This window comes from Mucilaginibacter sp. P4_G9, from assembly GCF_056400985.1.
Genome location: NZ_JBFUKF010000917.1, coordinates 1 through 678, shown reverse-complemented (window position 1 = coordinate 678; position 678 = coordinate 1). Strand labels below are relative to the sequence as shown.

Sequence of the window (678 nt, the reverse complement as noted above, 5' to 3'; positions counted from 1 at the left end):
ATTATCGGTTTTTTAACCTTTACCAATTTAACTACAGTTAACGCAGTTGATTCACATAACTGGACAGTCAACATTAATGGTTTAAAATCTTTCCCGTGGCCTGTGTTTGCCGGATCGGTAATTGTGATCCTGGGAATTATTTTTAATATGGCTACATGGGAACAACCAAAAGGGCGTTACTTTTAATAATTTAGCGCCAGAAACCAAAGGGCGAAAAACAAGCATACATAAATGGCGAAAAGCAAAAACATCTGTGATTTAAAAAGCTGCTTTTTATGCATGCATTGCTTAAAGGATTGGATCCCGGTTATTGAAACTCATCGCCAAAACCATATTGTAAAAAAGGGAGAGGCAATTTTTAAAGAAGGCGACCCGGTAACCGGCATTTACTTTGTTTATGAGGGTAAAATAAAGGTTCATAAAAAGTGGGATGCAGAAAAAGAGCTGATAGTACGCTTTGCGCAAAAAGGCGATATAGTGGGTCATCTGGGCATGGGGGATGCAGGATATTACCCTGTATCTGCTACAGCTATTGAAACCGGCGTGATCTGCTACATCAGTATGGATTTTCTTGAATCAACGTTAAATGTTAACAATAACTTTGTGATAAAGCTGATGCGTTTTTTTGCCAATGAGTTGCAGGAGTCGGAGAAGAGGATGCGCAACCTGGCGCATATG

General features: G+C 39.5%; 2 protein-coding genes. Both read left to right on the top strand.

Translation table 11 applies throughout. From position 1 onward, the window contains the following. Positions 1-186: hypothetical protein (locus AC1DPZ_RS28550; RefSeq protein WP_477409902.1), on the top strand; the 186-nt coding region annotated here is incomplete at its 5' end. A 93-nt stretch (positions 187-279) separates the two neighbouring features. Continuing rightward, the coding region (locus AC1DPZ_RS28545; protein ID WP_477409900.1) for a Crp/Fnr family transcriptional regulator at positions 280-678 on the top strand (399 nt) is incomplete at its 3' end.